Genomic DNA, 26,579 nt, shown 5'->3' with positions numbered 1-26,579 from the left:
TGCCTTCGTCCGTTCGCAGGTCCAGCCCGGACCTCGATAACTTCACCAACACACCAAAGGTCCGCTCGCGTCAAGCACTCTCTGCAAGAATACGACGATTGGGGCCCAAGCGGAGCAATAACCTTTCGTTTACCTTGCTTAGCAAAACCTTTCGAGGCTCCCGCTTTGCTACGGTAGAACATGTTCATGACAACCGACCGACGGGTGTGGTGAAGCGTGATGGCACGGGCCGGATATCCTGCATGGGATGACGACGAGGCGTTCTTCGACGAACGCCCGGCCCGTCGTGCACGCAGGAAGCCCGTGCGCTGGTTCCGCATGATCCTCCTGTCCTCCCTGATCGTGGGAGGTCTCGTCTATTTCGCACAGCAGCAGGAAGCCGAGGTTCAGGTTACCGCCCGCAGGGGCGTCCCCTCTTCCGTTCTGGTCGCGCCCGCTCCCATCTGGAGCCCCGTTGCAGCAACCCCTGCTCTCTATGCCATCGAGAAAGCCTCCGCTCCCCACATCGAGGCGCGCCAGCACACGAGCGGCGCCCGAGAGGACATTCTCACCCTCGGCCGCTTCGGGGATGCGCATCATGTGCGGCTCACCCTGATCCAGGGCTCCACGGACCCTGCCCGCAGCTTTTTCGTCGACATCGTGCGCCGCGCGGCGCAGGCAGGTCTGGCGGTCTCGCGCAACGCCCAGAGCCGGATGCTCGCCACCAAATTCGGCTCCGTCGAAGCCGCTGCCATGACTCTCGTCGGTAAAATCGAGCAGGATTGCCAGACCTTCCGGTTCGCCGACGCGGATTCCAGTTTCGGATTTCAGGGCTGGGTGTGCGGCGCGGATGCGCTGGACGATGCGCAGCTTGCCTGCTTCATCGACGGCATCGCGCTCGGCAACGCGGCCAGTCCTTCCCTGAAGGCCCTGTTCGTACGGGCCGAGAGAAACCGCACGGAAGCCTGCGGGCCCAGCGCCCGCACTGCTTCGATTGGCGTCAGGACCCCTCCCCGACCGTAACCGCGACCCGGTGCACGACGTTGCAGCCGTAACCGTTCGGATTCCAATTCGCTGCGCGGAAAGGCTGAGCGCGTCCTTGCGAGTCGGTGGCGCGGGCGATGATCTCGTAAAAGCCGTCTCCGGGCAGCGCGATGCTCGCGCTCCAGCGCACCCAATCGTAACGATTGCGCGGCGGCGTCATTTGAGCCGGCATCCAGGTCGCGCCGCCGTCGATGGAGCAATCCACCCGGGCAACCGTGTCGTCTCCCGCCCAGGCCGCTCCTCTCACAATGATGCTTCGCGTACCCGCCGGACAGCGCGAACCATCCGCAGGAGCCGTGACGATGCTGCGCACCGGCATCGATTCCAGAATGCGTGTTTCCACGTTCGTCCCGTCGGAACCCGGTGGGATCGGGCGAACCGGAACGCGGTAGGACAGGCCCGTCATGCCGGGGCCGTCATGCTCGCGATCGCGAAGCCAGATCCGTGTCAGCCATTTCTGGCTGAGCGATCCAGGCCAGCCCGGCACGATGAGACGCAAGGGGCCGCCATGGATGAACGGCAGGGGCTCGCCATTCATGGCCCAGACGAGCAGCGTATGGTCTTCGAGAGCCTTCGCGATTGGCATGCCGCGCGACATGGCCTGTTTCTCGAAGCTGCCGTTCTTGTCGGGATCGGCTCCGAAATGGCCGGTAAAGCGCGCCGTCTCCTTGAGCCCTGCCTCCCGCAGAACATCGCCCAAGGAAACACCGGTCCATTCCGCGCAGCCTGCGCCGCCGTTCGTCCAGGCATTGCCCTCGGCCTTCGGCTCGAAGAACGCGCGTCCGTTGCCGCCGCATTCAAGCACCATGCGGAAGGTCTTCGTCGGGAAGCCGCTCTTCAGATCGGCGAGGGAAAGATCGAGCGGGCGTTCCACCTCTCCGTCGATGGTGAAGCGCCATGCCTCCGGATCGTCGATCCGCTGGGGCAGAAGGCCGTTGTTGCGGATGAAGAAGCGCGCAATCGGCGTCGTCTCGTCGTCGAGCAGCGATTCCGGCGTCTCGGCCACAAGGGGCGTTTCGCCCAGCAACGTGAGGCGGTCCTTTCCGAACAGCTCAAGCTCGCTCATTCGATCCTGCATCCGTTCTGCTTACCCTTTCAGGCCAACCCTTCAATGTGAAGGAACCAATTTTAGTCAGGCCGGCTTGTTCTGACAGCCTTGAATGTTTTCACGACGGCTCAGCAAGCGCTGATGCCGACCCTGGAGATTTGCAAAATGCGCCGCTTCACGCTGATCGGTTTTGGCATGCTTGCAGCTCTCGGTGCTGTCTCCGTAGCAGCCGAAGCGCAGGCTCAGGATCGCCCCCTTGTCTTCCGAGTGCAACCCCGCAGCTTCCTCGACCCCGGGCCCGTTGCGCCGGTGGGCTCGCTCAATCGCTACGCCACACAGGGACAGCTCTCCTACGTCGCCAATCCCCCCTGGGGCTTCCAGCGCGACCGCTTCGGCGAAGGCACGCTGCCCGATCCCATCGGCGGACCGTTCGTCGGCGCGCGCAATCCTTTCCCGACCTTCGGCGTTCCGGACGTCGAAGCCACCGGCTCGATCCGCTAGTCCCGCGTAAACGAAAGCCCCGGAGAGATCCGGGGCTTTTGCATGCCTGAAAGCGGCGCGGAGCCTCAGGAGAGAGCCTCCAGCTCCTTCACGATGGCATCGCCCACATCCTGCGTGCCGACCGCGTTCGCGCCGGGAGCCGCGATGTCCTTGGTGCGCGTGCCGGAAGCCAGCACGTTGGCGATCGCCTTCTCCAGACGATCCGCCTCCTCGAGCAATCCGAAGGAATAGCGCAGCGCCATGCCGAACGAGCCGATCATGGCGATCGGGTTGGCAAGGCCCTTGCCCGCGATGTCGGGAGCCGAACCATGGACCGGCTCGTAGAGCGCCTTGCGCGCGCCGGTCTTGGCATCTTCGGCGCCCAGCGAGGCGGAGGGCAGCATGCCGAGCGAGCCCGTGAGCATGGCGGCGATGTCGGAGAGGATGTCGCCGAAGAGATTGTCGGTGACGATCACGTCGAACTGCTTCGGATTGCGCACGAGCTGCATGGCGCAGTTGTCGGCGAGCACGTGCTCGAGTTCCACATCCGCGAATTCGGCCTTGCCGATGCGCGAGACCACCTGACGCCACAGGACGCCGGTCTTCATCACGTTCATCTTCTCGGAGGACGACACCTTGTTGCGGCGCTTCTTGGCCAGATCGAACGCGACGCGAGCGATGCGCTCGATCTCGCCGGTCGTGTAGACCTGCGTGTCGACGGCGCGCTGCTGGCCGTTCTCGAGCGTCACCAGCTCCTTCGGCTCGCCGAAATAGACGCCGCCGGTGAGCTCGCGCACGATCACGATGTCGAGGCCCTCGACGATCTCGCGCTTGAGCGAGGAGGCGTCGGCCAGAGCCGGATAGCAGATGGCGGGACGCAGATTCGCGAAGAGGCCCAGATCCTTGCGCAGGCGAAGCAGGCCCGCTTCCGGGCGCACGTCGTAGGGAACGCCGTCCCACTTGGGACCGCCGACCGCGCCGAAGAGCACCGCATCGGCGGCTTGAGCCCGGCCCATGGCCTCCTCGGAGATGGCCTTGCCGTGCGCGTCATAGGCCGAGCCGCCGACGAGATCCGTCTCGGTCTCGAAGCCGATTCCCTGCTTGCGGAACCAGCCCACGATCTTCTCGACCTCGCGCATGACCTCCGGGCCGATGCCGTCGCCGGGGAGAAGGAGAAGCTTGTGCGTTGCCATGGGAGAGGCCCCTTGTTTTAGCGAAAAAGATGCCCGGCTCTTAAAAAGCCGAACGGGCCGCTTGGCAAGCGCTTCTCGACTTAGTCGTTAGGGGGTGGCCCGCAACAGATGCGGTCTACTCCCCCTGCCGCCGGTCGCGGGGAGTGCGCACCACCGTCACCGAGCAGGGAGCCTCGGCCACCACCTGGGACGAGACGCTGCCGAGATAGCGCCGGAACGCGGAAGAGGCGCGGGCGCCGATGACGATATGGTCCACGTTGTTGTGGCGCGCATAATCGATGAGGGCGCCGGCCGGATCGACGGCTTCGAGCACGCTGTAGGTGATCTGCTCCTTAGGGAGCTCGAGCCCCGAGCCCCAATGCCTGAGCTGGATGAGACGCTGCACATGAAGACTGCGCCCTTCCTCGTCCTCGAGAACGTCCACGGCGATGCGCGAGAGCTTGAGAACATTCACGCAAGCCACCCTCGCCTGCGTTTCCATGGCCAGGATACGGGCGATGAGCGTGCGCTGCGCCTCGGCGAGGTCCTCGGTTCCCGGTGTCAGATCGATGGCTGCGAGGATGATCGGCGCACGCGAGAGCTGCCCCACGATGTTGGGCGTCTCGAGAGGCTGCTGCTTGCGCGCTTTCAGCCATCGGCGAAAGGTCTTCATGCCGCTGTCGCGTTCGAGACGCTCGGCGCGCTCGGTGAGCTTCACCTGAGCGGGGTTCTCGAGATCGAGGGCAAGCTGCGCGGCTGTGGCGTAGCGATCGTTCGGATTGACTTCCAGGCAGCGCAGGATGATCTCCTGCAGCCAGGGCGGGCAATCGGGGTTCTTCGCCCGCGGCGGCACCGGATCGCGCCACAGGCGGCGGCGGATCTGGCCGCCCCTGGGAGTGCCGAAGGGGCGCTCGCCGGTGACGAAGAAATACAGCATCACGCCGAGGGCGAAGAGATCGCTGCGCGGATCGGCGCGGTCCTCCAGCACCTGCTCGGGGGCCATGTAGGGCGTGGTCCCGAAGGGCTCCCGGAACTCCTCGGCCAAAAGATCGGGCAATTGCTCATGCCGCGCGAAACCATAATCGATGAGCACCGCCTCGCCCGTCTCGCGGAACATGATGTTGCTCGGCTTCACGTCGAGATGGATCACCTTCTGCAGGTGCAGATCATGCAGCGCCCGGGCGACCTTCGCGCCGATCTCTACCACCTCGGCCCAGGGCAGCGGCACGTCGGACAGGCGGGCCTTGAGCGACTCGCCCTGAACGTGCTCCATGACGATATAGGGCTGGGGATCGAGCGGGCCTGCCGCGATGAACCGCGGAACATGCGGACCCGACAGACGCGGCATGATCATCTGCTCGGTCTCGAAGCAGACGATCGGGATCGGATCGTCGCTGTCGATGAGCATGGGGAATTTCATCACGAGAGCATCGGAACCGAAATCCGCTTTCGGGATCGATTCGACGCCATCGTTGTCTGGCGACGGGTCGTCATTCCGCTCCACGGACCAGATCTGGGCCATTCCGCCGGTGCTCAAATGCTCCCGGAGGGTGAATCCGTCGATCTCCATGCCCGGCTCGAGGCGAAGGCGCATGCTCAGCGTCCCTCCTCGAGACGCTGGGCGAGCCGCTCGGGCAGACCCGCCTCGCGCACCTTCCGCGCCGCCGTCATGTTGTCGTAGGGCACGCGGAAATAGCGCAGGCTCTGCCGGGCCGTGTCGAACACGGCATAATTCGCCGCCGGAACCCCATCGCGCGGCTGTCCCACCGCGCCGATCACCGCGATCCAGGAGCGCGTGGACAGCAAAGGGATATCATTGTCCGACACCGGCGAGAAGGAGCCCACCTTCGCCGTGTTGCTCATGTGATAGAGCATCGGCACGTGCACATGCCCGCAGAAGGTGATGTGCGCATCGACCCTGCCGAAATGCCGCGAGGCCTCCATCACGTCGGTGATGTAGTGCCAGCCTCTCGGCGCAAAACCGTTGGCATGAGCGTAGAGGACGCTTCCCTCCTCATGAACGAGCGGAAGGTCCGCCAGGAAGGCGCGTTGCTCCATGCCGAGCTGGCCCCGCGTCCAGCGGATGGCCTCCTGCGCGATGCTGTTCATCTCCTCGTCGCTGCCGTCGATGGCTGCGTCGTGATTGCCGAGGAGCGCAACGGCGCCCTCGTTCACCATCGTGCGCACCGTGTCGACGACCCAGGCCGGATCGGCCCCATAGCCGACATAGTCGCCAAGCAGGACGAACCTGTCGACGTTGAGGGAGCGCGCATGGGCAAGGCAGGCCGAGAAGGCCTCGCGATTGCCGTGAATGTCGGTCAGGAGCGCGATGAGCATGCGGGCAATAAACGCTGAACGAAGCCCCATCGCAACTGGCGAATGAGAGGCAGCAGGCGATTATTGTTCAAGCGGGGCGTCTCGTCAGCAACAGAGCTACACCGAAACCGATCATCGTGATGCCGGAGAGGCGGTTCATCCAGCCGAACACTTTCCCGTTGCGGGAGAGGCGATTCAAGCGGTGGCCGAGGAGCGCATAGAAAAACACGGCCACGACTTCGAGCGCGATGAAAGCCGTGCCCACGATGGCGAAACTCAGCCAATAGGCGCCGGGCTCGATGAATTGCGGGAGGAAGGCGGTGAAGATCAGGATGGCTTTCGGATTGCCGATGGCGGTCCAGAATTCCTGCAGGGCGAGCGCCTTCAAGGGGCGGCGGGCGCTTGCAGCCGTTGGCGCATCGACGGCGGCGCTGCCGCGCAGGATCTTGATCCCGAGCCATATCAGATAGGCGGCGCCCACCCATTTCAGGATCGTGAAGGCCATCTCGGAGGCCGCCAGCACCGCGCCGACGCCGAGCGCGGTGAGCGTGATCATGAAGGCGAAGGCCACGAGGCGGCCCGACGAGGCCATGACGGCGGTGCGGATTCCGTCCTGCAATCCATAGGTCAGGGAGAGCAGGTTGTTGGGCCCGAACGCCATGTTGAGCGCGAAGCACGCCGGAATGAACAGCAGGAACGCGCTCAAGGTCATGACGGATTATCCCCTCAGGGCTTCCAGCACCTTGCCGCCGGGACGTCCGCGCGGCTCGAGGCCGATGCGGCGCTCCACGTCCTTGATCGCTTCGCGGGTTTTTGTCCCGACCTTGCCGTCCGGCTCGCCCACGTCGTAGCCGCGGGCAGTGAGAAGCTGCTGCAGCTCGCGGCGCTGGGCGCGCGAGAGCGGCGGATCGTCGGTGGGCCACGCCGTGCGGATGCCGGGCAGGCCCTTCAGGCGGTCGCCGAGCAGCGCGATGGCGAGACCGTAGGATTCGGCGGCATTGTAGGAATAGACCGCATCGAAGTTCTTGGTGACCACGAAGGCCGGGCCGTTGATGCCTGCCGGAATGAGGATGCCGGCGGCGTAATTGCCCTGAAGCGGACGCCCATCCAGACGCGTCACGCCCATGGCGGCCCAGGTGGAGAGCGGCTTCTTGTTCTTGCGGCCAGCCAACTTCGAATTGAAGTTCGCCGGCAGACGCACCTCATAGCCCCAGGGCAGGCCATTCACCCATCCCGCCCTTTTCAGGAAGTTGGCGGTCGAGTGGACCGCGTCGGGCACGGAATTCATGATGTCGCGCCGTCCGTCGCCGTCGCCGTCGACGGCCAGGCGCTGGAAGGTGGAGGGCATGAACTGCGTGTGGCCGAAGGCGCCGGCCCAGGAGCCGCGCAGGTTCGCCGGGTTGATGTCACCGTCCTGCACGATCTTGAGCGTCGCCATCAGCTCGCCCTTGAAGTATTCGTTGCGGCGCGGCGCATAGCAGACAAGGGTCGTCAGCGACTGAACCAGAGGCCGCCCGCCGATATCCTTGCCGAAATTCGATTCCACACCCCAGACGCCCGCAATCGCATGGCGGTCGACCCCGAAGCGCGCCTCCGCAGCGGCCAGCGCCTGGCCCCATTGGCGCATGGCGGCCTTGCCGTCCTGCACGCGCTCGTCGTCCACGAGAGCGGCGAGATAGTCCCAGATCGGCGTCTTGAACTCAGGCTGGTTGCTCATGAGGTCGAGGATCGTCAGATCCGGCGTGATGCCGCGGGTCGCGGCATCGAAAGCCTGGCCGGAAATGCCTTTGGCAGCCGCCTGGGAGCGCAGGCCCGACAGGCAGGAACGGAAATCGGCCTGCGCGGAGGCCGGCGCGGCCGCCGCGAGGGCGACGAGGCTGAGGAGCGCGGGAACAATGATGCGTTTCATGCCCGCGACCTTGCAGGCAATTTGGTTAATCTTATGGAAACGGGGCTGCAGCTCACGCATTCGTCATGTCGTGCGGCTCAGCTCAGATCAGGGTCGGGAAGGTTCGTCTGCACCCAACGGTCGCTGACGTGGATATCGGTGGTTTCAAGGCGGCCCGGGCCGAGATTGACGAATTTGTGCGGAACGTTGGCGGGTCCGAACACGACTTGTCCCGCCTCGCATTCGAAGCGTTCGTCACCGACGGTGAAAAGGGCCCGTCCCTCGCGGAGGATGAAGATCTCGTCGTAGGGATGCACATGCCATTTCGGCCCGCCGCCGATTTCCTCTGTGGCATAGAACAAAACGGTCACGCCGGTGCCCAGCGTGTGCCCCTCCACATGGCCCTTCCAGAACAGATCGGGGTGGGTCGCCCAGTCGGAGCGGTTGAGAACGCGAGGCTTGCCTTGTTTCATCGTTCATACCTGGAGTGTGGAGAGCCCCTGATCGTCTTCATGATGAACCGTTTCTGCAAGCGGCATCCAACGCTGCGCTCCACGCCATCGCGATCACCGGCACAAGGCCGGTGATCGTTCCTTGGAGAGAGGCGGCGGGACCCGGGGGCGTACGGCGAGAGTAGCGCTGTTCCCTCCCCCTTGCGGGGAGGGGTAGGGGTGGGGGTCGGAGTGTCGGAGCGCAGCAGGCATCCAGATCGCACGACAGCCCGACAGCACATACCCTCTCCCGGGTGGGAGAGGGGCAGGGGTGAGGGAGTGCCCTCTCCGGACAAGGCTCGACCTTTCCCCGCTGTAGAGAGGTGGAACTGCGTCTCACTGGTCTGAGCGCTCACCCAGTCAACCGACCCCCACCCCCTACCCCTCCCCGCAAGGGGGAGGGAACACGCGCCTCACCCAAGCACCGTAGCGGATGTTATGTTCTTACTTTGTTCTTGACTGTTGTCCTAACCTGGGCTATAGCTGTGGGCATCCGGCTCCAGGAGGGGCGCGCTCGCGAGGCGTCGTGAATGATGGGAGCCGGAACGGTCCTGTGCAGGCCTCGCAATCCTGTGACAGGAGGCCCATCGCTGCAAGATGCGATGTCCGCCTAAACAAACCGTGCGCGAGGAGCCGTCGGGTTCTTCACACACTAGACACACGAGCCGGACGCCTCCTCGCGCCCTCCCTCGACTCACACCCTCGGAGCCACACGCTCGCGAGGATACTCCCGCTTGCTCTTTGACAATCACAACCGCACAGCCTCGGGCTCATGCCCTCGCGGAACATGCAGGCCGTCGCTTCTGGCGCGGTGCAGGCGCGGGAGATGGATTCGCTCCCTCTCCGCTGCGCAATGTCTCGGAAAAAGAGTTCAGGCCCAGGCGCGCTCGGAGAGCTTCTTCTCGAAGCTGTCGATGGCAGGGGCCTTTTCCATGGTCAGGCCGATGCCGTCGAGGCCGTTGAGCATGCAATGCTTCTTGAACGGGTCGATGTCGAACTTGATCGAGCCGCCGTCGGGACCGCGGATTTCCTGCTTCTCCAGGTCGATGGTGAGCGTGGCATTGGCGCCGCGGCTCGCATCGTCGAAGAGCTTGTCGAGGTCTTCGGGCGAGACCTTGATCGGCAGAATGCCATTCTGGAAGCAGTTGTTGTAGAAGATGTCGGCAAAGCTCGTGGAGATCACGCAGCGGATGCCGAAATCGAGCAGCGCCCAGGGAGCATGCTCGCGGGACGAGCCGCAGCCGAAATTGTCGCCCGCCACCAGGATCTTGGCGTTGCGGTAGGCCGGCTGGTTGAGCACGAAATCCGGATTCTCGGAGCCATCCTCGCGATAGCGCATCTCGGAAAAGAGCCCCTTGCCAAGCCCCGTACGCTTGATGGTCTTCAGGTACTGCTTGGGGATGATCATATCGGTGTCGATATTGATGATCCGCAGCGGTGCCGCGACGCTTTCGAGCACAGTGAACTTGTCCATGGTCTTTCCATCCTTGCGGCAGCTCTGAGCCGTTCAGGTGGCTCTTACCAAAGGCCTCGAAAAAGCACCAGACTCATGATGGTCGCGCAAGAAGTTTTCTTTTCAGAGCTCTCCGGCGCAATCTTCAAGCTGACGCTTGCCTGGTCACAGCCAGTCGTGCAACTCTATAGCGATGAAGGCCGCGCTGCATAAAGTTCTGCTGATAGTCGTGGAAGAAATCACGTCCAGGCTGATCGGGGCGGTCGTTCTGATGACATGGATGCTCGCGGCTGGCGTCATCGCGGGGTGCCTCTCGCTCTTCGATCCGACCCTGGAACCGTTTTATCTCGCCGTCATCGTCGCGTCCGCAACAACCATAGGCTTCCTGGCGCTCTGGCACCGCCTGTCGAGACGTCAGTCCTGAGGTCTCTTCACATCAAGTGGCGGCAGCCTCGATGGCCTCCATGTCCTCGTCGGACAGGCCGAAATGGTGGCCGATCTCATGCACGAGCACATGGGTGATGAGGTGGCCGAGGCTCTCCTCGTGCTCGGCCCAGTAATCCAGCATCGGGCGCCGGTAGAGCCAGACCATGTTGGGAAACTGGCCCGTCTGCATCATCGCCCCACCCTGCGCGAGGCCGATGCCGCGAAAGAGGCCCAGGAGGTCGAAGGGCGTCTCGCAGCCCATCGTTTCCATGGTCTCGTCATCGGGAAAATCCTCGATGCGGATGACGACGCCCTCGCAGAGCGCGCGGAATTCCTCCGGCAGGCGTGCATAAGCCTCCTCGGCGAGAACCTCGAAATCGGCGAGCGTGGGAGCGTGGAGTTTGGCCCAGTCGGTCATGGGTTCTTAGATAATGCCGAGCTGCGCCAGAAGCCACAGGGTCAGAACCACGACACCGATCAGCGACAGGACGCGCCCGATGCGCCGTCCCCAGAGCTCGATCGAGTCGGTGTCGCCGCCCTCACCGGCACCGACGGCATCGCGTGCGGAAAAGTGGTCCTGCGCGTGCCGGCTCATGCGTGCGAGCGCAGAGGAGCCAAGGGCTTCCGAATCGCGCTGCACCCGCTCCAGCGCCTCACGGGCTTCGCGTTCGCGATCCTGCTCGTTCATGAAAGGCTCCTTGAGATCATAACTTTGTCTCAACCATAAGCGTCATTTCGGCTTCGGGACAACGGAACGCCTGCAGCACCCAGTCGTTAACTGCCTCGAATAGCCAACAGTTGATGAGGCAACAATGCGTAAGATTCTCGGTATCCTGGCCGTGGCCGGGTTCACGGCTCTCAGTGCCGGCACAGCATCGGCCCAAGGCGTCGGCGTGAGTATCGGCCCTGACGGCGTTCGTCTGGAAGAGCGCCGCCCGGTTTATCGCGAGCGCGTCGAGCGCCGCTACGTGCGTCCCGCCCGTACCCGCACCGTGTGCCGCACGGTGATGGAGGAGCGTGTGCGCCGGAACGGCGACGTGGTTCGCCGCCCCGTCGAGCGCTGCCGCGAAGTGGTTGGCAGCCGCCGGGTCTATGTGGACTAAAAGCTCAAGCCATCGAGCATGAAAAAGGCGGCGGTTCCCTCTTGAGCCGCCGCCTTTTCTTTTATTCTCGTTTGACCGATCAGCCGAAGGTGCGGATATCCACAAAGCGGCCCGCAATGGCCGCCGCCGCCGCCATGGCCGGCGAGACGAGGTGCGTGCGGCCCTTGAAGCCCTGACGGCCCTCGAAGTTGCGGTTCGAGGTGGAGGCGCAGCGCTCGCCGGGGGCGAGGCGATCCGCGTTCATGGCCAGGCACATGGAGCAGCCGGGCTCGCGCCAGTCGAAGCCTGCGGCCTTGAAGATCTTGTCGAGGCCTTCGGCCTCCGCCTGCATCTTCACAATGCCGGAGCCGGGCACGATCATGGCGTTGACGGCCTGATGCACCTGCTTGCCTTCGACGACCTTCGCCACCGCGCGCAGATCCTCGATGCGGCCGTTGGTGCAGGAGCCGATGAACACGCGGTCGAGGGTGATGTCCGTAATCTTCTGGCCGGGCTTGAGACCCATGTACTCAAGGGCACGCCACTTGGAGATGCGCTTGTTCTCGTCCTGGATGTCGTCCGGGTTCGGAACGGCACCGGCCACCGAAATCACATCCTCGGGGCTGGTGCCCCAGGTGACGATGGGAGGCAGGTTCGCGGCATCGAGGCGGATCTCGGTGTCGAAGAAGGCGCCCTCGTCCGTGCGCAGGGAGTCCCAGTAGCGCACGGCGGCATCCCAGGCATCGCCCTTCGGCGCCTTGGGACGGTCCTTCAGGTAGGCATAAGTCTTCTCGTCGGGCGCGATCATGCCGGCGCGGGCGCCGCCTTCGATGGCCATGTTGCAGACCGTCATCCGGCCTTCCATGGACAGCGCGCGGATGGCCTCGCCCGCATATTCCATCACGTGGCCGGTGCCGCCGGCCGTGCCGGTCTCGCCGATGATCGAGAGGATGATGTCCTTCGCGGTCACGCCGGCAGGCAGCTTGCCGTCGACGGTGACGCGGAAATTCTTCGCCTTCTTCTGGATCAGCGTCTGGGTGGCGAGCACATGCTCGACCTCCGACGTGCCGATGCCATGGGCGAGCGAGCCGAAGGCGCCATGGGTCGAGGTGTGGCTGTCGCCGCACACGATGGTCATGCCCGGCAGGGTAAAGCCCTGCTCCGGCCCCACCACGTGCACGATGCCCTGACGGGTATCGAGCTCGTTGTAATACTCGACGCCGAATTCCTTGGCGTTCTGGGCGAGCGTCGCCACCTGCGTCGCCGATTCAGGATCTTCGATGCCGTGCGAGCGGTCGGTGGTCGGAACGTTGTGATCGACCACGGCCAGGGTCTTGTGCGGCTGGCGCACCTTGCGGCCGGCGGTCCGCAGACCCTCGAAGGCCTGAGGGCTGGTTACTTCGTGGACGAGGTGGCGGTCGATGTAGAGAAGGCACGTCCCGTCATCCTGCTGATCGACGACGTGGTCGTCCCAGATCTTGTCATAGAGGGTGCGGGCTTTGGCCATGGGTGTCTTCCAACAGTGATTAGGGTCTTCAGTCGTTATCTAACGGGACTCGCGCGAGAGGAAAAGGTGCTCTGAGCGCGCAGGGCTTTGAAAGGATCGCATAGCTGATTGCCCGAAATGCGCAATAAAATTTTTATCGCGATGCCAATCAGCTGATCTTATCGCCATAAACAAAAAGCGCGGCTCTCGGGCCGCGCTTTTCGTGAAACTTGCTTAACGGGAGACTTACTCGGCAGCGGCCGGGGTCTCAGTGCGCTTCTCGGTGCGCTCGGCGATACGGGCCGACTTACCGCGACGGTCGCGCAGGTAGTACAGCTTGGCGCGACGGACGGCACCGCGGCGCACGACCTTGATGGAATCGATGTTCGGCGAGTAGATCGGGAACACGCGCTCCACGCCCTCACCGTAGGAAATCTTGCGGACCGTGAAGCTCTCCTGGAGGCCGCCGCCGGAACGGGCGATGCAGACGCCTTCATAGGCCTGGACGCGGCTACGCTCGCCTTCCTTCACCTTCACGTTGACGATCACGGTGTCGCCGGGCTGGAAGTCGGGGATCGTCTTGGCGAGCTTGGCAATCTGCTCCTGCTCGAGCTGCTGAATGATGTTCATCGTTCTACTCCTGCCGTTGCATGGTCTCGGGCAAGCCCAAGCCAGCTGGATTTCGGCGTCCTGTTTTAAGTTGAGGCCGCGCGTATACAGGAGTTCGGGGGGATTGTCGAGCGGCCCTGAGCCGGATTGTCACCCGGGGCTGCGCAGAAGAACCCGGATCGGCGCTGCCGTCCGGGATGATGCCTTGGCTACCGCTCCAGCAGATCCGGCCTTCTCTCCCGCGTGATGCGCTCGGATTCCTCCCGCCGCCAGCGCTCGATATGGGCATGGTTGCCGTTGAGCAGCACATCGGGGATCGTCCGCCCCTCCCATTCGCGGGGACGGGTGTAATGCGGATATTCGAGGCGGTTCGCCTCGAAGCTCTCCTCGGTGCCGGAGGCTTCCTTGCCCATGACGCCGGGGAGAAGGCGCACGCAGGCATCGAGCACGATCATCGCCGCCATCTCGCCGCCGGAGAGCACGTAATCGCCGATGGAAACCTCTTTCAAGCCCCGCGCTTCGATCACGCGCTCGTCCACGCCCTCGAAACGGCCACAGACGATGATGACGCCGGGACCAGCCGCGAGTTCACGCGCATAGCTTTGGGTGAGCGGCTTGCCGCGCGGGCTCATGAGGAGTTTTGGGCGCGGATCGTCAGGCGTTGCAGCGGCATCGATGGCAGCGCCCAGCACATCGCAGCGAAGCACCATGCCAGGACCGCCGCCCGCGGGCGTATCGTCCACGGTGCGATGGCGGCCGAGGCCGTGATCGCGGATGTTCCTCGCCTCCAACGACCAGACCCCTCGCAAGAGCGCATCACCTGCGAGCGATATGCCGAGCGGGCCCGGAAACATTTCGGGATAGAGCGTGAGGATGGTAGCGGAAAAACTCACGCGCGGTCCTCACCGGGTTCGGGTTTGGCAATCTCGAAGAAATCGTCAGGCACAGCAGCGACCACGCGCTTAGCCGCAATATCGACGACCGGCACGAAAGCCTTCGTGAACGGCAGAAGCGCGGTCGAGCCTTTTTGCGCGGGCGCGATTTCGAGAAGGTCGCCGCTGCCGTAGTTCGGCACGGCTACGATGGTGCCGATCGTCTCGCCGGCTTCGTTTTGAACGGTGAGACCGATAAGATCGGCAAGCAGGAATTCGTCTTCGTCATCAGGCGGCGGCAGCTTGTCGCGCTCCACATGGAGCTGCACGCGATTGAGCGCCTCGGAGGCCTCGCGCGTGGTCACGCCGTCGACGAGGGCGATCAGAATATCGGGCTCGCCACCGGGGGCCTGACGGACGTTTTTGAGCGTGTAGGTTTTGCCGTTCGTAGCGATGAGCGGTTTGTAACCGACAATCGCCTGCGGATCGCCCGTATGGGATTTCAGCCGCACCTCGCCCTTGAGGCCGTGCGAGCGGCCGAACTCGCCCACGAGGACGAGGTCGTTTTTTTCCACCCTTTTACCCGCCTCTTGAGAGGGAGTGTCGGACCGCAGGTCCGGGGTGGGGTGGGAGCGCGACCTTGCAGAACGGGGTGTTTCCACCCCACCCCGCCGCTGCTCATGCAGCGTCGACCCTCCCCCTCGAGGGGAGGATGGGTTGCGCCCCCTTGTCACGGTGCTTACGCAGCCTCGCCTTCGCCAGCGGAAGCGGCGGCAGCCTTGGCCTCTGCGCGCTCCGTAGCCTTCTTGCCAGGCACGGCCTTCTGCGGGTTGTTGCGCGGCGAACGCTTCAGGAGGCCGGCAGCATCGAGGAAGCGCAGAACGCGGTCGGTCGGCTGGGCGCCCTTGGCGAGCCAAGCCTGGATCTTCTCGACTTCGAGGGTCACGCGGGTGGCGTCATCCTTCGGCTTCATCGGGTCGTAGGTGCCGACCTTCTCGATGAAGCGGCCATCGCGCGGGGAGCGCGAGTCGGCAACGACGATGCGGTAGTAGGGACGCTTCTTCGCACCACCACGGGTGAGACGGATCTTCAGGGACATGGGTTTCTCCTTCTAGTGTCCAATTGAAGTCAGGTTTGCCGCGTTCGTTTCTTTCAGAACGAGGCGGGATTTCAGAGTGTCGAACGAGCGGTCGAAAGGCCGCTGCTCGCCGGTTGTGATGAGTAATGGCTGATTGCCACTGTCATCGGCTTCGAACGCGATGCTTTCATCATTGTCAAAAGTGAAGCAGATCCGCCGATCGGCATCGGCGGTATAAATGCGCTCGATCTCGTCCTCGCTGTCATCGTGTGAAATCAATTCTGAGAACACTTCGATGCGTGTCAGCTTATGCAGACCTCCTGAGGTCGCTACCACCTCTGTACCGCCCTTGCGGAGGTAAGCTCCTAACTTGGGCTTCCAAAAATAGCAGTTCTTGAAAATTCCTATCGGCAGCCGTGGGAACAACTTGAATTCACGCACGCTCCAAGTGTTCCGGCGGTTTTCACGGCCAACAATTGCACCGAAATAAAGAAATTTCTGCTGCTTGAACTTTGTCCGAGGCTCGAAATGCTCAATAATGACACCTTGAGCATCAAAGCATGAATCCAAAAAGACTCGCCCCTCTACAACGTTGAAACGCACAGTGCGTCCAACGAGCGAGGCCAGTATGGCCTCGCTTCTGGGGGACAGCCTTATGGTACTTTCAAGCGCCATCTAGTTGCTTACTTCTTCTTCCCGAACGGGAAGCCCATTCCAGGCAGCCCGGGAATCTTTCCGCCGCCAAGGCCCGGCAGGCCGGGGACGCCCTTCGGCATGGGGGGCAAAGCGCCGCCCGCGCCGCCGGGGAAATCGGGGAGCTTGCCGCCCATCTGCTTCTGCAGCGCTTCGATCTGCTCCGGCGTCGGCTGGGGCATGCCACCACCGCCGATGCCGAACATCTTGCCGAGCTGGCCCGCCATGCCCTTGCCCTTGCCGCCGCCCATCATCTTCATGACGTCGGCCATCTGGCGGTGCATCTTCAGGAGCTTGTTGATCTCCTCGACCTTCGCGCCGGAACCGGCGGCGATGCGTTTCTTACGCGATGCCTTGAGGATATCCGGATTGCGGCGCTCGGCGGGGGTCATGGAATCGATGATGGCGCGCTGGCGCTTGATGATCCTGTCGTCGAGATTGGCGTTCTCGAGCTGGGACTTCATCTTGGCGACGCCGGGCAGCATGCCCATCAGGCCGCCAAGTCCGCCGAGCTTCTCCATCTGGGAGAGCTGATCGCGCAAGTCTTCGAGATCGAACTTGCCCTTGCGCATCTTGTCGGCCATGCGCTGGGCCTGCGCGGCGTCGAAGTTCTCGGCGGCCTTTTCGACCAGCGAGACGATGTCGCCCATGCCGAGGATGCGGTTGGCGACGCGCGAGGGATGGAATTCCTCCAGCGCATCGACCTTTTCGCCCGTACCGATGAGCTTGATCGGCTTGCCCGTGACGGCGCGCATCGAGAGCGAGGCGCCGCCGCGCGCATCACCGTCCATACGGGTCAGCACGATGCCGGTGACGCCGAGACGCTGGTCGAAGGCGCGCGCGGTGTTGACCGCGTCCTGACCGGTGAGCGCGTCGGCAACGAGCAGAACCTCGTGCGGATTGGTGGCTGCGCGCACGTCGGCAGCCTCCACCATCAGCGCCTCGTCCACGGTCACGCGGCCCGCCGTGTCGAGCATCACCACGTCGTAGCCGCCGAGACGCGCGGCTTCCATGGCGCGCTGGGCGATCTGCACCGCGCTCTGGCCCGCCACGATGGGAAGCGTATCCACGCCCACCTGCTTGCCCAGCACCGCGAGCTGCTCCATCGCCGCCGGACGGCGGGTGTCGAGGGAGGCCATGAGAACCTTGCGGTTCTCGCGGTCGGTGAGGCGCTTGGCGATCTTGGCGGTGGTGGTCGTCTTACCCGAGCCCTGCAGACCGACCATGAGGATTCCGACGGGCGGAACCGCGTTGAGGCTGATCACCTCCGCGTCCGAGCCCAGCATCTCCACGAGCTGGTCGTGAACGATCTTCACCACCTGCTGGCCGGGCGAGACCGACTTGATGACCTCGGCGCCGACCGCGCGGGCGCGCACCTTGTCCGTGAAAGAGCGAACGACCTCGAGCGCCACGTCGGCTTCGAGCAGGGCGCGGCGGACTTCGCGAAGGGCGGCGTTCACATCCTCTTCCGTCAGCGCGCCGCGGCGCGTCAGCGAGTTGAGGATGTTGGAAAGTTTATCGGAAAGGCCTTCGAACATGTTCACTCAATTCCTTTTGCAATGAGTGGTACATCGCGATCCGCGATGGCCTTTTCAAACTGATTGACCGCCGCTTCGAACTTGTCGCGGCAGCCGGGATTGCAGAAGCCGACCACCTCGCCGCGATAGAGGGTGAGCGAATCCGCCGCGATCGGCTTTCCCGACCACGGACAGGTCTCGTTGACCGCGTCCTCAATGCGCAATGCGTCTTTCGACATCCGTCACCATTCCCAACGCGAAACCCAAAGGGAAGCGCGCCCGAGGGCGCATCGCGCTGTCGGACGTTGACCTCCAGCCTCTCGGGCTGGTCGGCGGCTCATAAGGGCTCGCTCTACAGATTTGCGGTCAGGCGATAGAGGAATGGAGGCGCAGAGTCAAGAAAAGAGCGAAAAAGCCTCAGCTTTCTGGGTCTTGCCGGAAGAATCCCCGATCACCAGCTTAAGCTCTGCTGCCCCGAAAGGTCCCGATGAACCGCCGCACCCTTCTCAAAGCACTTGCCCTCCCTGCCCTCGCCGCTACAGGCGCCATCGGCTGGGTGAAAGCTGCCCGCGCCACGAACCGCTATCACCAGGGTCCCGTAACGGACCATTTCGACGGGGTGCGCTTCTTCTCCCCGGGCCAGCCGCAGGACAAGGGCTTTGCCGAATTGCTGCGCTGGCAGCTCGGCGAAACCAAGAAGGACTGGCCGGAGAGTTTTCCGAGCCCTTTTCAGGACAAACCTCCGGCTGAGGTCGCAGGCCTTCGCACGGCTCTCATCGGCCATGCCTCCTTCCTGATCCAGGTGGCGGGTCTCAATATCCTCATCGATCCGGTATTTTCGGAACGGGCGAGCCCGGTCTCGTTCTCAGGGCCGAAGCGGGTCAACCCGCCCGGCATCCGCTTCGAGAACCTGCCACCGATCCATGCGGTGCTGATCACGCACAATCATTACGACCATCTCGACATTGAGACTCTGGGGCGTCTCTGGCGGGAGCATAAGCCGCGCTTCGTCGCGCCGCTGGGCAACGATGCGGTGATCAACGCCGGGCATCCGGAAATCCTCGTCGAGACGCGGGACTGGGGCGGATCGGTAGAGATCGGCCACGGCATCCATGTGCATCTGGAGCCCGCCTATCACTGGTCCGCGCGAGGCATTAACGACCGGCGCATGGCGCTCTGGTGCGCCTATGTGCTCACCACACCCCAAGGCACGATCTACCACATCGGCGATACAGGTTTCGGCGACGGCAAGATCTTCCACGCGGTGCGCGAGCGCTTCGGCGCGATCCGCCTCGCGCATCTTCCCATCGGCGCTTATGAGCCGCGATGGTTCATGGAACCGCAGCACATGAACCCGGAGGATGCGGTGAAGGTGTTCAACATCGTCGCGCCGCAGCAGGCCCTTGGCCACCATTGGGGTACGTTCCGCCTCACCAACGAAGGCGTCGACGAGCCGCCACAGGAGTTGGCGGCGGCACTGCAGACGGCACAGGTTTCACCGGAGCTTTTCAGGCCGTTGCGGCCGGGAGAAACCTGGGAGGCCTCGCCTCACTTCGGCTGAACGTAGATGTTCACCTCGAAATTGGTGTCCTGAGCATCCGTGAAATCGCTCACGTATTCCTCGATGAAGGCATCCTGGGCAACGATCTCCTTGATGTCGAGATAGGCTGTGATCGTCTCGTAGGTGCCGTCGATCTCGTCATAGGCATCCTTGTGCACGAAGCGGAAGGCCTTGCCCTCCGGCGTCTTGCCGAACTTGATCTCCGGCGTCAGCTCGGTCTTGCCGTCCGGCACCTGCGCGATCGGAATCATCACCTCATATTTGAAGCCGTTGTCATCCGTATCCACGAAGATCGTGAGCGGACGGCCCGCGGGCGCGATGCCGGCTTTTTTGAGCTCGCCATCGAGCTTGGCGACCGCATTGTTCAGGTTGTTGAAAGCATCGTCCCAGGGGCTGATGCCAGCAAACACGACCGTGGGCTTGGCGACGAGAACGCCCTCCTCCACTCCGGTCGGGTCGCTGGGATTGGGAAAGAGCGTCGTGCGGGCCGTCTGCTGGTTGGGCACAGCCGGAGCAGGCGTTGCAGGAGCCGGTACCGGGGCAGGCTGCGCCGTCGTGGGCTGCTGGGGCTGAGCGGGGGTTTCAGGCGCAGGCGCGGACGCTGCCGGAGCAGGAGTCGACGAGGGAGCGGGCGCGCTTTCAGTTTGAGTCGGGACAGGCGCGGCCTCAAGCGCAGGAGCCGCGGGAACAGGTTCTGAAGCAGCCGGCGCGGCTGGGGCCGGAGCGACGGAAGGGGGGGGTGCAGCTGGCGGGGTCTGTGCCAGGGCCACACTTGAGCAGAGGGCAAGCACGAGGGCGAGAGAGGGGGAGCGCAGCCGCATGGGGAGTGCCTTAAACTTCGAATCACGAGAGGGTGACGAGCGGGAGCATAAGGGGGTTTTCGCCCCGCCGCGAGGTGGTCCGAGCGCTCCTCTGGTGGACGGATCGAAGCAGGGTTAAGCACCCTCTCGCGATTTTCCAAGTTTTCAGCCATATACGGCTCATGAGCGCCCTTTCTAACCATCGTTTTCTGAAGATGAACGGTCTCGGCAACGAGATCACCGTCCTGGACCTGCGCGGCTCCCTCCATGTGGTGAGCTCTGCGGAAGCCCGTGCCATCGCGGCCGATTCCCGCTCGCGCTTCGACCAGCTGATGGTGCTGCACGACCCGGTCTCCCCCGGAACGGACGCTTACCTGCGCATCTACAACACGGACGGCACGGAATCCGGCGCCTGCGGCAACGGCACCCGCTGCGTGGCCTGGGCCATGCTGGCCGATCCCATCATGAGCCGCCCGGTCCATGAAGGTCTGGTGCTTGAAACCAAGGCCGGGCTCCTGCCGGTAACGCGGGTGTCCGACACGGTTTTTACGGTCGACATGGGCCCTCCGCGCCTGAGCTGGAACGAGATTCCCCTGCGCGATCCTTATCCGGACACCCGCGCCATCGCAGTCGATACCCACATCCCGGAACATCCCGAATTGCAGAGCCCGTCCGCCGTCGGCATGGGGAACCCGCATGCGATTTTCTGGGTGGAGAACGCACAGGCCTACGATCTTACCGCCGTCGGCCCGAAATTCGAGCACGATCCGGTTTTCCCGGAGCGGGCCAACATTTCCTTCGCTGAGGTCGTGAGTCCCGACCATGTGGTCCTGCGCGTCTGGGAGCGCGGAGCGGGAGCCACCCGCGCCTGCGGCTCCGCTGCCTGCGCCACTCTCGTGGCGGGAGCGCGCAAGGGACTGACGGGGCGCAAGGCGAAGATCTCGCTTCCCGGCGGCGACCTTCTGATCGAATGGCGCGAGAGCGACGACCACGTGCTCATGACTGGCGAGACGCAGCTCGAGCACGAGGGCTTCTTCGTCCCCGCCCTGTTCGCCGGAGCGGCCTGATGAGCGTGGAGGTCGTCACCTTCGGCTGCCGCCTCAACATCTACGAGTCGGAGGCCATGCAGCGCCACGCGAAGGACGCGGGTTTAGGCGAGGTCATTATCGTCAACACCTGCGCCGTCACCTCCGCGGCCACGCGCCAGGCGCGCCAGTCGATCCGCAGGATCGCGCGCGAAAAGCCGGATGCGCGGATCATCGTAACGGGCTGCGCCGCTCAGGTGGAACCGGAGACCTTCGCCTCCATGCCGGAGGTGACACGGGTCATCGGCAACCACGAGAAGATGAAGGCCGAGACTTGGGCGGGAATGCGCGATTTCGGGGTCGGCGCTTCCGAAAAGGTTCTCGTCAACGACATCATGGCGGTGAAGGAAACCGCCGTGCATCTCATCGACGGCATGCGCGGACGCACCCGCGCCTTCGTGCAAGTGCAGAACGGCTGCGATCACCGCTGCACCTTCTGCATCATTCCCTATGGCCGCGGCAATTCCCGCTCCGTGCCCATGGGCGCGGTGGTGGAACAGGTGCGCACGCTCGTCGAACACGGCTCCCGCGAAGTCGTGCTCACCGGTGTGGACATCACGAGCTATGGCAAGGACCTCCCCGGCGAGCCTAAGCTCGGCACGATGGTCAAAAGCCTGCTGCGCCATGTGCCCGAACTCGAGCGCCTGCGCATCTCCTCCATCGACTCGGTGGAAGCGGACGACGATCTGCTCGACGCCATTGCCAATGAAAGCCGCCTGATGCCGCATCTGCATCTCTCATTGCAGGCGGGCGATGACATGATCCTCAAGCGCATGAAACGCCGGCACCTGCGCGACGATGCGATTGCGTTCTGCGAGCAGGTGAAGCGCCTTCGCCCCGACATGGTGTTCGGCGCCGACATCATCGCGGGCTTTCCGACGGAAACGGAAGAGATGTTTTCGCGCTCCCTCGACATCGTCGACGAGTGCAGCCTCACGCATCTCCACGTCTTCCCGTTCTCGCCCCGTCCCGGCACGCCTGCAGCGCGCATGCCGCAAGTTGCCCGAGACATCGTAAAGGACCGCGCCCGCCGCTTGCGCGAGAAGGGCGAAGCGGCACTGCTGAAGCATCTGAGAGGGGAAGTCGGCTCAACGCGCAACGTGCTGATCGAGGCCAACCAGGTCGGCCGCACGGAAGGCTTTACGCTTGTGCGCTTCGCAGGCGGGGTGACGCAGGGCTCAATCGTGCCGACCATTATCGCCGGACACGACGGCAAGGATCTGCTGGCGGCCTAAACCGCACCGCCACACAGCTTCACCCGCTCGCGCATATGCTCCGGCAACGGTGCCTCCACGAGGATCGGCGGCTTCTTCGGATAGAGCGGCACCGTGATGCTGCGGGCATGCAGGTGCAGGCCCGGGCCGTGAAAGCGCGGCGCGGTGCCGTAGATCGGGTCGCCCACGATCGGGAAGCCCATGGCCGCGCAATGGACGCGCAGCTGATGGGTGCGGCCCGTAATCGGGCGCAGTTCTAACAATGTTAGCAGCTTTTCACTCTCCCCTTGAGGGGGAGGGTGGGAGCGTGTCAGCGGTCCGGGGTGGGGTGGCAGCACTGAATTCTCAGAACTCGCGCCTTCCACCCCCTCCCGCGCCTGCGGCGCGACCTCCCCCCTCGAGGGGGAGGTGGAGCGGCCGAGCACGCGCCATTTGGTCAGAGACGGCTGGCCCTTCGGGTCCACCTTCATCCACCAGCCGCGATCGGGGGATTTCGGCGCGAGAGGCAAGTCGATTTCGCCCTCGTCGGCTTCCGGTCCGCCTTCGACCAAGGCCCAATAGACCTTGTCGACCCCATTGTTGCGGAAAAGCTCGTTGAGGCGGGCGATGGCCTTCGGGTGACGGCCCAGTACGAGACAGCCGGAGGTGTCCTTGTCGAGCCGGTGCGCCGCTTCCGGACGGCGAGGCAGGCCGAAGCGCAGGGCGTCGAGATGGTGAAACAAGGTCTCCCCGCCCTTAGGACCGGGATGCACCGGCAGGCTGGCGGGTTTGTTGATCACGAGCATCAGGGCATCGCGATACAGCAAACGGCTTACTATCTCTTCCGCATTCATGATGCCTCGGCTATCGAGGCAGACGCACTAAATCAAGCACAGCGTTCAAAAAGGCAAAGCGAAACTCATGGCCGAAACCAAGCCCGACAAGCCCGGATTCTTCTCCCGTCTCTTCGGGCGCAAGGGTGAAACACAGCCCGAGGCCGCTCCTCAGACGCCACAGGCCGGGGGCGAGCCGGAAGCGATGCCTTCCCCGCCCGCGACGGCTGCGGACGATCTCGTGGCGGCTCCGCCGACCGTCACCACCGCCTCTCCCGATACGCCTGAGGAGAACAAGACAGTTCCCGAACTGGCTGGGGCCGATCTGCAACCTGTGGAGGGCCTCGACCCTGAGGGCGTCAGTCCGCAGGAGCCCTTGCCTCGGATCGTCACCGAAACCGGGCCTCAGCTGCGGCCCGACATTGCGGCTGCCGATCTAGCCAACCCCGAGCCTGCTCCGGCCGAGGTGGTTCCACCTTCCGCCCTCGAAGCCAAGCCCGCTCCGGACGAGAAGCGGGGCTGGTGGCAACGACTGACGGAGGGCATGCGGCGCACCTCCTCGTCCCTCTCGGACAGCGTCACTGGCCTTTTCACCAAGCGCAAGCTGGACGATGCCACCTTGCAGGATCTGGAGGACGCGCTGATCCAGGCCGATCTCGGCGTGCCGACCGCCATGCGGATCACGGAAGCGATCTCATCAGGACGGTACAATAAAGAGATTTCGCCGCAGGAGGTGCGCACCATCCTCGCCTCCGAGGTCGAGAAGACGCTCCAGCCCGTGGCGCAGGCGCTCCACATCGACCGCGGGAAGAAGCCTTTCGTGATTCTCATGGTCGGCGTGAACGGTGCTGGAAAAACCACCACCATCGGCAAGCTCTCCCAGAAGTTCAGGAGCCAAGGCCTGAAGGTGATGCTCGCCGCCGGCGACACCTTCCGCGCCGCCGCCATCGAGCAGCTGAAAGTGTGGGGCGATCGCGTCGGCGCGCCGGTGCTTGCCCGCGAGCAGGGCGCAGATGCGGCGGGTCTGGCTTATGATGCCCTGCAGGAAGCTAAAGCCAATGGGACTGACGTGCTGCTCATCGACACGGCGGGCCGCCTGCAGAACAAGGCAGGCCTCATGGCCGAGCTCGAAAAGATCGTGCGCGTGATCCGGAAGTTCGACGAGAGCGCACCGCATGCCACGCTTCTCGTGCTCGATGCGACCGTAGGCCAGAACGCGATGAGCCAAGTGGAGCTGTTCCAGAAGGCGGCGGGCGTGACGGGCCTCGTGATGACCAAGCTCGACGGAACGGCGCGGGGCGGCATCCTGGTGGCCCTTGCTGCCAAGTTCGGGCTGCCGGTCCATTTCATCGGCGTCGGCGAGGGCGTGGAGGATCTGGAGCCTTTCACCGCAGGGGATTTCGCGAAAGCCATTGCCGGGTTAGAAGCAACGCCATGACCGACGAAAAGCGCCTTCCTCCGCTCCTCAAGCTCGTGCTCGAACTCGGGCCCCTGAGCCTGTTCTTCTTCAGCAATTCCTATGCGACGCGCTTCGGAGTGCCGGAAGATCAGCGCATCTTCGCGGCCACCGGCATCTTCATCGTGGCGACCGTGATCGCCTTGAGCATCAGCTATGCCCTGCTGCGCAAACTGCCGATCATGCCGCTGGTCTCGGCCGTCGTTGTCGTGGTGTTCGGCGGGCTCACGCTGCTGCTGCAGGACGAATTGTTCATCAAGCTCAAGCCCACCATCGTGAACTCCCTGTTTGGGTTCGTGCTTCTGATCGGGTTGTACTTCCGCAAGCCCTTCCTTCAGATCGTTCTCGACAGTATGTTCGAGCTGACGGAGGAAGGCTGGCGCAAGCTCACCTTCCGCTGGGCGATGTTCTTCTTCGCGCTGGCCGCCATCAACGAGATCGTCTGGCGCACGCAGACCACGGATTTCTGGGTGAGCTTCAAGGTCTTCGGCATCATGCCGCTCACCATCGCCTTCGCCTTCGCGCAGACGCCGCTGATCCTGCGCTACGATACGAAGAAGACGGAAGAAGCCTGAATCGGCTTCATCAGAACCACGTTGCGGGTGACGCCGGGCAAGGGCTCGTGCGCCACCTCTTCCCACAGATCCTCCTCGCCCGCTTCCTGCACCGTCTCCACCGAAGCCAGCAGCTCGCAATCCGCGCTTTTCGTGGCCTGCTCGATGCGAGAGGCGATGTTCACCGTCTCTCCGACCACGGTGAATTCGAGCCGGCTCTCGTCGCCCACCACGCCGCAGAACACCTCGCCCGAATGAATGCCGATGCCGACGCGCACGGGCGGATCGAATTGCCGCTTGACGTTCCAGCGCTGGATCAGCTGCAGCAGCGTGCGCCCGCAGGCGAGCGCGCGTTTCGCATCGTCGTCACCCTTGCCCGGCACGCCGAACAGGATGAGCGCACCGTCGCCGGTGAACTTGTCGATGACGCCGCCATGGCGGCTTGCAGCCCGTAGCACGCGACGGCGGAACGAGGTGATGAAAACGGCAAGCTGACCGGGGTCCATTGTCTCGCCGAACGACGTGGAGGCGCGCATGTCCACGAACATGACCGTGACATGGGCGCGCCGTCCCTGCCGCAACGAGGCGAAGGCCTGCTCAGTGAGAACCGGCGCGAGCTCGCGCGGCAGATAGCGGGTGAGGCTGACGCGCAAGGTCGTCTCGCGCACCGCTCGCTCCAGCAGCACCCGGCCCTGACGCGCGACCAGAATGAGGATCAACGCCAGAGACAGGATCATCGCGACGCGCACCAGATTCGCCTGGTCCGAGAATACGGCGTTGATCTGGGACAGGTCCTCGCGCCGCTCCGCCGGGCTCAAGGTCTCGCCGCCGAAGGCGAGAAACGACAGGCCCGCCACATAGATCAGGGCCACCATGATCTGCAGGCGCGGCTGATAGTGAATCGCCACCGCCGCGAGGGTGATGGGCACGACCCAGGTGACCGGAAAAACCGCGAACAGCCCTCCGGGAATCCCCAGGCCCCAATGGGAATAACCCAGATTTCCGAGCACCAGAAGCGCGTCGATCACGGCCGTGAAGACGGGAAGCTGCTCGACCGCGATGCGTTTCGAGGCAAGCCATGCACTCGTCCAGCCCGATACGCCGAAGAGCGCCAGCGTCAGCTCCGCGGCCGCGATCTGCTTGATGGCCATGGGGTTCGCGATATCGACCCCATAGGTTACGAGCAGAACCGAAACGAGCATGATGCCGGCCACAACCACACGCACCATGCCTGCGCGCTGCAGCGCGCCCGTATCCGCCTCGCGGATCAGGCGGGACGTGACGTCGCTCAGCTCCCGCGACCGGCGCCGGTTGCGGAATGAGGCCCAGGCGGATTGGAGACGGGAGGAATGGTCCACGGGGTTCTTTTCGCCTGAAGCTCGGTTATTGATGACAAGTGCCGAACAGGCAGCTTTGTTCTCCCATTCTGGCCAAAGCATGCCCGCCCTGAAGGAATAAATGGC

30 protein-coding genes are annotated in these 26,579 nt (G+C 63.9%); 9 read left to right on the top strand and 21 right to left on the bottom strand.

The genetic code is table 11. The annotated features are described in order from the left end of the window. Nucleotides 1–219 precede the first annotated feature (219 nt). Nucleotides 220–1,002, top strand: coding sequence for a hypothetical protein (locus BLP10_RS03800; RefSeq protein WP_091130341.1), 783 nt, complete (start codon nt 220–222; stop codon nt 1,000–1,002). Here BLP10_RS03800 and BLP10_RS03795 read toward each other — a convergent pair. Continuing rightward, entirely contained in the window at nt 980–2,089 is a 1,110-nt protein-coding gene (locus tag BLP10_RS03795; RefSeq protein WP_244510385.1) for a sulfite oxidase, read from the bottom strand. The two genes, BLP10_RS03800 and BLP10_RS03795, sit on opposite strands and share 23 nt — an antisense overlap. Nucleotides 2,090–2,236: 147 nt before the next feature. Between BLP10_RS03795 and BLP10_RS03790 the strand changes: the two genes are divergently transcribed. Then, nucleotides 2,237–2,572 carry a hypothetical protein gene (locus tag BLP10_RS03790; RefSeq protein WP_139165430.1) on the top strand — a complete coding sequence of 112 codons (336 nt, stop codon included), beginning with the start codon at nt 2,237–2,239 and terminating at the stop codon, nt 2,570–2,572. Between the two features lie 65 nt (nt 2,573–2,637). Here BLP10_RS03790 and leuB read toward each other — a convergent pair whose 3' ends face one another. From leuB to leuD, 7 genes are all read right to left on the bottom strand, one after another. After that, complete coding sequence (leuB, locus tag BLP10_RS03785) at nt 2,638–3,744, bottom strand: 3-isopropylmalate dehydrogenase (protein WP_091130330.1); 1,107 nt, start codon at nt 3,742–3,744, stop codon at nt 2,638–2,640. A 115-nt stretch (nt 3,745–3,859) separates the two neighbouring features. Next, nucleotides 3,860–5,317, bottom strand: coding sequence for a serine/threonine protein kinase (locus tag BLP10_RS03780; protein ID WP_091130326.1), 1,458 nt, complete (start codon nt 5,315–5,317; stop codon nt 3,860–3,862). 2 nt (nt 5,318–5,319) lie between these two features. After that, nucleotides 5,320–6,060, bottom strand: a complete 741-nt coding sequence (locus BLP10_RS03775) for a metallophosphoesterase family protein (protein ID WP_091131958.1) — start codon at nt 6,058–6,060, stop codon at nt 5,320–5,322. A 67-nt stretch (nt 6,061–6,127) separates the two neighbouring features. Then, complete coding sequence (locus BLP10_RS03770; RefSeq protein WP_091130323.1) at nt 6,128–6,751, bottom strand: LysE family translocator; 624 nt, start codon at nt 6,749–6,751, stop codon at nt 6,128–6,130. Between the two features lie 6 nt (nt 6,752–6,757). Next, on the bottom strand, nt 6,758–7,948 hold the full coding sequence (locus BLP10_RS03765) for a lytic murein transglycosylase (RefSeq protein ID WP_091131955.1): 1,191 nt from the start codon (nt 7,946–7,948) through the stop codon (nt 6,758–6,760). Nucleotides 7,949–8,025: 77 nt separating this feature from the next. After that, nucleotides 8,026–8,400, bottom strand: a complete 375-nt coding sequence (locus BLP10_RS03760) for a cupin domain-containing protein (RefSeq protein ID WP_091130320.1) — start codon at nt 8,398–8,400, stop codon at nt 8,026–8,028. An 889-nt stretch (nt 8,401–9,289) separates the two neighbouring features. After that, on the bottom strand, nt 9,290–9,892 hold the full coding sequence (gene leuD, locus BLP10_RS03755; RefSeq protein ID WP_091130316.1) for a 3-isopropylmalate dehydratase small subunit: 603 nt from the start codon (nt 9,890–9,892) through the stop codon (nt 9,290–9,292). 172 nt (nt 9,893–10,064) lie between these two features. On the opposite strand from leuD, the gene BLP10_RS03750 reads away from it, so the two are divergent. Beyond that, a complete protein-coding gene (locus tag BLP10_RS03750; RefSeq protein ID WP_091130312.1) occupies nt 10,065–10,295 on the top strand; it encodes a hypothetical protein in 231 nt (76 codons plus the stop codon). 12 nt (nt 10,296–10,307) lie between these two features. On the opposite strand, the gene BLP10_RS03745 is transcribed toward BLP10_RS03750, so the two are convergent. Together BLP10_RS03745 and BLP10_RS03740 are read right to left on the bottom strand one after the other, a co-directional pair. Then, nucleotides 10,308–10,715, bottom strand: a complete 408-nt coding sequence (locus BLP10_RS03745) for a metallopeptidase family protein (RefSeq protein ID WP_091130308.1) — start codon at nt 10,713–10,715, stop codon at nt 10,308–10,310. Between the two features lie 6 nt (nt 10,716–10,721). After that, on the bottom strand, nt 10,722–10,985 hold the full coding sequence (locus BLP10_RS03740; protein WP_091130303.1) for a hypothetical protein: 264 nt from the start codon (nt 10,983–10,985) through the stop codon (nt 10,722–10,724). Nucleotides 10,986–11,109: 124 nt separating this feature from the next. Here BLP10_RS03740 and BLP10_RS03735 point away from each other — a divergent pair, with 124 nt between their 5' ends. Further along, nucleotides 11,110–11,400, top strand: coding sequence for a hypothetical protein (locus tag BLP10_RS03735; RefSeq protein WP_091130299.1), 291 nt, complete (start codon nt 11,110–11,112; stop codon nt 11,398–11,400). Between the two features lie 79 nt (nt 11,401–11,479). Here BLP10_RS03735 and leuC read toward each other — a convergent pair whose 3' ends face one another. The 8 genes from leuC to BLP10_RS03695 form a co-directional block, all read right to left on the bottom strand. Next, on the bottom strand, nt 11,480–12,886 hold the full coding sequence (gene leuC / locus BLP10_RS03730; RefSeq protein WP_091130296.1) for a 3-isopropylmalate dehydratase large subunit: 1,407 nt from the start codon (nt 12,884–12,886) through the stop codon (nt 11,480–11,482). 225 nt (nt 12,887–13,111) lie between these two features. Further along, on the bottom strand, nt 13,112–13,495 hold the full coding sequence (rplS, locus tag BLP10_RS03725; RefSeq protein ID WP_091130293.1) for a 50S ribosomal protein L19: 384 nt from the start codon (nt 13,493–13,495) through the stop codon (nt 13,112–13,114). 188 nt (nt 13,496–13,683) lie between these two features. After that, entirely contained in the window at nt 13,684–14,367 is a 684-nt protein-coding gene (gene trmD, locus BLP10_RS03720; protein ID WP_091130290.1) for a tRNA (guanosine(37)-N1)-methyltransferase TrmD, read from the bottom strand. Beyond that, nucleotides 14,364–15,032: a ribosome maturation factor RimM gene (gene rimM / locus BLP10_RS03715; RefSeq protein WP_091131952.1), complete on the bottom strand. Its 669-nt coding sequence runs from the start codon at nt 15,030–15,032 to the stop codon at nt 14,364–14,366. Before rimM ends, trmD begins: the two co-directional genes overlap by 4 nt. A 53-nt stretch (nt 15,033–15,085) precedes the next feature. After that, the gene (rpsP, locus tag BLP10_RS03710) at nt 15,086–15,445 is read right to left on the bottom strand and encodes a 30S ribosomal protein S16 (RefSeq protein ID WP_091130286.1); all 360 of its coding nucleotides are present in this window, start codon (nt 15,443–15,445) and stop codon (nt 15,086–15,088) included. A 12-nt stretch (nt 15,446–15,457) separates the two neighbouring features. After that, on the bottom strand, nt 15,458–16,027 hold the full coding sequence (locus tag BLP10_RS03705) for a hypothetical protein (RefSeq protein ID WP_175493770.1): 570 nt from the start codon (nt 16,025–16,027) through the stop codon (nt 15,458–15,460). Nucleotides 16,028–16,107: 80 nt separating this feature from the next. Further along, nucleotides 16,108–17,655, bottom strand: coding sequence for a signal recognition particle protein (ffh, locus tag BLP10_RS03700; RefSeq protein ID WP_091130280.1), 1,548 nt, complete (start codon nt 17,653–17,655; stop codon nt 16,108–16,110). 2 nt (nt 17,656–17,657) lie between these two features. Then, a complete protein-coding gene (locus BLP10_RS03695) occupies nt 17,658–17,873 on the bottom strand; it encodes an eL24 family ribosomal protein (RefSeq protein ID WP_091130277.1) in 216 nt (71 codons plus the stop codon). 248 nt (nt 17,874–18,121) lie between these two features. On the opposite strand from BLP10_RS03695, the gene BLP10_RS03690 reads away from it, so the two are divergent. After that, nucleotides 18,122–19,195 carry an MBL fold metallo-hydrolase gene (locus BLP10_RS03690; protein WP_091130273.1) on the top strand — a complete coding sequence of 358 codons (1,074 nt, stop codon included), beginning with the start codon at nt 18,122–18,124 and terminating at the stop codon, nt 19,193–19,195. Here BLP10_RS03690 and BLP10_RS03685 read toward each other — a convergent pair. Further along, the gene (locus tag BLP10_RS03685) at nt 19,183–20,016 is read right to left on the bottom strand and encodes a GyrI-like domain-containing protein (RefSeq protein WP_091130269.1); all 834 of its coding nucleotides are present in this window, start codon (nt 20,014–20,016) and stop codon (nt 19,183–19,185) included. The genes BLP10_RS03690 and BLP10_RS03685 overlap by 13 nt on opposite strands. A 161-nt stretch (nt 20,017–20,177) precedes the next feature. Here BLP10_RS03685 and dapF point away from each other — a divergent pair, with 161 nt between their 5' ends. After that, entirely contained in the window at nt 20,178–21,062 is an 885-nt protein-coding gene (dapF, locus tag BLP10_RS03680; protein ID WP_091130266.1) for a diaminopimelate epimerase, read from the top strand. After that, entirely contained in the window at nt 21,062–22,315 is a 1,254-nt protein-coding gene (mtaB, locus tag BLP10_RS03675) for a tRNA (N(6)-L-threonylcarbamoyladenosine(37)-C(2))-methylthiotransferase MtaB (protein ID WP_091130262.1), read from the top strand. Before dapF ends, mtaB begins: the two co-directional genes overlap by 1 nt. On the opposite strand, the gene BLP10_RS03670 is transcribed toward mtaB, so the two are convergent. After that, nucleotides 22,312–23,127 carry an RluA family pseudouridine synthase gene (locus BLP10_RS03670; RefSeq protein ID WP_091130259.1) on the bottom strand — a complete coding sequence of 272 codons (816 nt, stop codon included), beginning with the start codon at nt 23,125–23,127 and terminating at the stop codon, nt 22,312–22,314. The two genes, mtaB and BLP10_RS03670, sit on opposite strands and share 4 nt — an antisense overlap. 67 nt (nt 23,128–23,194) lie before the next feature. On the opposite strand from BLP10_RS03670, the gene ftsY reads away from it, so the two are divergent. Together ftsY and BLP10_RS03660 are read left to right on the top strand one after the other, a co-directional pair. Further along, nucleotides 23,195–24,544 carry a signal recognition particle-docking protein FtsY gene (ftsY, locus tag BLP10_RS03665; protein WP_091130255.1) on the top strand — a complete coding sequence of 450 codons (1,350 nt, stop codon included), beginning with the start codon at nt 23,195–23,197 and terminating at the stop codon, nt 24,542–24,544. Next, nucleotides 24,541–25,137: a septation protein A gene (locus BLP10_RS03660; RefSeq protein ID WP_091130252.1), complete on the top strand. Its 597-nt coding sequence runs from the start codon at nt 24,541–24,543 to the stop codon at nt 25,135–25,137. Before ftsY ends, BLP10_RS03660 begins: the two co-directional genes overlap by 4 nt. On the opposite strand, the gene BLP10_RS03655 is transcribed toward BLP10_RS03660, so the two are convergent. Next, complete coding sequence (locus BLP10_RS03655) at nt 25,107–26,474, bottom strand: adenylate/guanylate cyclase domain-containing protein (protein WP_175493769.1); 1,368 nt, start codon at nt 26,472–26,474, stop codon at nt 25,107–25,109. The two genes, BLP10_RS03660 and BLP10_RS03655, sit on opposite strands and share 31 nt — an antisense overlap. Nucleotides 26,475–26,579: the final 105 nt, after the last annotated feature.

The organism is Microvirga guangxiensis, from assembly GCF_900102135.1.
GTDB lineage: Bacteria > Pseudomonadota > Alphaproteobacteria > Rhizobiales > Beijerinckiaceae > Microvirga > Microvirga guangxiensis.
Note: the sequence above shows the minus strand (reverse complement) of the source record. Positions and strands in the feature narration are given on the sequence as shown.

Bases quoted from the DNA above. Each gene is read 5' to 3' on its own strand.
- BLP10_RS03800 (WP_091130341.1), top strand. From the start codon at position 220: ATGGCACGGGCCGGATATCCTGCATGGGATGACGACGAGGCGTTCTTC.
- BLP10_RS03795 (WP_244510385.1), bottom strand. From the start codon at position 2,089: ATGAGCGAGCTTGAGCTGTTCGGAAAGGACCGCCTCACGTTGCTGGGC.
- BLP10_RS03790 (WP_139165430.1), top strand. From the start codon at position 2,237: ATGCGCCGCTTCACGCTGATCGGTTTTGGCATGCTTGCAGCTCTCGGT.
- leuB (WP_091130330.1), bottom strand. From the start codon at position 3,744: ATGGCAACGCACAAGCTTCTCCTTCTCCCCGGCGACGGCATCGGCCCG.
- BLP10_RS03780 (WP_091130326.1), bottom strand. From the start codon at position 5,317: ATGCGCCTTCGCCTCGAGCCGGGCATGGAGATCGACGGATTCACCCTC.
- BLP10_RS03775 (WP_091131958.1), bottom strand. From the start codon at position 6,060: ATGCTCATCGCGCTCCTGACCGACATTCACGGCAATCGCGAGGCCTTC.
- BLP10_RS03770 (WP_091130323.1), bottom strand. From the start codon at position 6,751: ATGACCTTGAGCGCGTTCCTGCTGTTCATTCCGGCGTGCTTCGCGCTC.
- BLP10_RS03765 (WP_091131955.1), bottom strand. From the start codon at position 7,948: ATGAAACGCATCATTGTTCCCGCGCTCCTCAGCCTCGTCGCCCTCGCG.
- BLP10_RS03760 (WP_091130320.1), bottom strand. From the start codon at position 8,400: ATGAAACAAGGCAAGCCTCGCGTTCTCAACCGCTCCGACTGGGCGACC.
- leuD (WP_091130316.1), bottom strand. From the start codon at position 9,892: ATGGACAAGTTCACTGTGCTCGAAAGCGTCGCGGCACCGCTGCGGATC.
- BLP10_RS03750 (WP_091130312.1), top strand. From the start codon at position 10,065: ATGAAGGCCGCGCTGCATAAAGTTCTGCTGATAGTCGTGGAAGAAATC.
- BLP10_RS03745 (WP_091130308.1), bottom strand. From the start codon at position 10,715: ATGACCGACTGGGCCAAACTCCACGCTCCCACGCTCGCCGATTTCGAG.
- BLP10_RS03740 (WP_091130303.1), bottom strand. From the start codon at position 10,985: ATGAACGAGCAGGATCGCGAACGCGAAGCCCGTGAGGCGCTGGAGCGG.
- BLP10_RS03735 (WP_091130299.1), top strand. From the start codon at position 11,110: ATGCGTAAGATTCTCGGTATCCTGGCCGTGGCCGGGTTCACGGCTCTC.
- leuC (WP_091130296.1), bottom strand. From the start codon at position 12,886: ATGGCCAAAGCCCGCACCCTCTATGACAAGATCTGGGACGACCACGTC.
- rplS (WP_091130293.1), bottom strand. From the start codon at position 13,495: ATGAACATCATTCAGCAGCTCGAGCAGGAGCAGATTGCCAAGCTCGCC.
- rpsP (WP_091130286.1), bottom strand. From the start codon at position 15,445: ATGTCCCTGAAGATCCGTCTCACCCGTGGTGGTGCGAAGAAGCGTCCC.
- ffh (WP_091130280.1), bottom strand. From the start codon at position 17,655: ATGTTCGAAGGCCTTTCCGATAAACTTTCCAACATCCTCAACTCGCTG.
- BLP10_RS03695 (WP_091130277.1), bottom strand. From the start codon at position 17,873: ATGTCGAAAGACGCATTGCGCATTGAGGACGCGGTCAACGAGACCTGT.
- BLP10_RS03690 (WP_091130273.1), top strand. From the start codon at position 18,122: ATGAACCGCCGCACCCTTCTCAAAGCACTTGCCCTCCCTGCCCTCGCC.
- BLP10_RS03685 (WP_091130269.1), bottom strand. From the start codon at position 20,016: ATGCGGCTGCGCTCCCCCTCTCTCGCCCTCGTGCTTGCCCTCTGCTCA.
- dapF (WP_091130266.1), top strand. From the start codon at position 20,178: ATGAGCGCCCTTTCTAACCATCGTTTTCTGAAGATGAACGGTCTCGGC.
- mtaB (WP_091130262.1), top strand. From the start codon at position 21,062: ATGAGCGTGGAGGTCGTCACCTTCGGCTGCCGCCTCAACATCTACGAG.
- BLP10_RS03670 (WP_091130259.1), bottom strand. From the start codon at position 23,127: ATGAATGCGGAAGAGATAGTAAGCCGTTTGCTGTATCGCGATGCCCTG.
- ftsY (WP_091130255.1), top strand. From the start codon at position 23,195: ATGGCCGAAACCAAGCCCGACAAGCCCGGATTCTTCTCCCGTCTCTTC.
- BLP10_RS03660 (WP_091130252.1), top strand. From the start codon at position 24,541: ATGACCGACGAAAAGCGCCTTCCTCCGCTCCTCAAGCTCGTGCTCGAA.